Origin of the sequence: Nocardia asiatica NBRC 100129, assembly GCF_000308415.1 — a bacterium.
In the GTDB taxonomy this organism is placed as follows: Bacteria; Actinomycetota; Actinomycetes; order Mycobacteriales; family Mycobacteriaceae; genus Nocardia; species Nocardia asiatica.
On record NZ_BAFS01000189.1, the window covers coordinates 1 to 1,099 of the forward strand.

The window sequence follows — 1,099 nt, forward strand, 5'->3', positions numbered from 1 at the left end:
CAGGGTGCCGCGCTGGATGAGCACGGTCGCCACCGGGCCCCGACCGCGGTCGAGGTGCGCCTCGATGGCCACGCCCTGCGCGTCCATGTCGGGGTTGGCCCGCAGGTCCAGCGCCGCGTCCGCGGTGAGCAGGACCGCCTCGAGCAGCGCGTCGATGTTGATGTTCTGCCTGGCGGAGATGTCGACGAACATGGTCTCGCCGCCGTATTCCTCGGCGACCAGGCCGTACTCGGTGAGCTGCTGACGAACCTTCTGCGGGTTCGCGCCCTCCTTGTCGATCTTGTTGACCGCCACCACGATCGGCACGTCGGCCGCCTGCGCGTGGTTGATCGCCTCCACCGTCTGCGGCATGACGCCGTCGTCGGCGGCGACCACCAGGATCGCGATGTCGGTGGCCTTCGCACCGCGGGCGCGCATGGCGGTGAACGCCTCGTGACCCGGGGTGTCGATGAACGTGATGAGCCGGTCTTCCTCGCCCAGGTGGGTGAGCACCTGGTAGGCGCCGATGTGCTGGGTGATGCCGCCGGCCTCGCCCTCGCGGACGTTCGCCTTGCGGATGGTGTCCAGCAGTCGGGTCTTACCGTGGTCGACGTGACCCATGACGGTCACCACCGGCGGACGCTGTTCGAGGTCTTCCTCGCCGCCCTCGTCCTCGCCGTAGGTGAGGTCGAAGGACTCCAGCAGTTCACGGTCCTCGTCCTCGGGGCTGACCACGTGGACGACGTAGTTCATCTCGCTGCCGAGCAGCTCGAGGGTCTCGTCGTTCACCGACTGGGTCGCGGTGACCATCTCACCGAGGTTGAACAGGGCCTGTACCAGCGCGGCCGGGTTGGCGTCGATCTTCTCCGCGAAGTCCGACAGCGACGCGCCGCGGGCCAGCCGGATGATCTCGCCGTTGCCGCGCGGCAGCCGCACGCCGCCGACGGCGGGCGCCTGCATCGAGTCGTACTCTTGCCGCTTCTGCCGCTTGGACTTGCGGCCACGACGGGGCGCGCCACCGGGACGGCCGAACGCGCCTGCCGCGCCACCACGGCCACCGGGACCACCCGGACGACCGCCGCCACCGCCACCGCCGGGACGACCGCGGAAGCCGCCGGCC

1 protein-coding gene is annotated in these 1,099 nt (G+C 70.4%); it reads right to left on the reverse strand.

The window, feature by feature from the left end; all coding sequences use genetic code 11:
- A partial coding sequence (locus ON27_RS18220) for a translation initiation factor IF-2 (RefSeq protein ID WP_157227227.1) occupies positions 1–1,099 on the reverse strand: 1,099 nt, incomplete at both ends.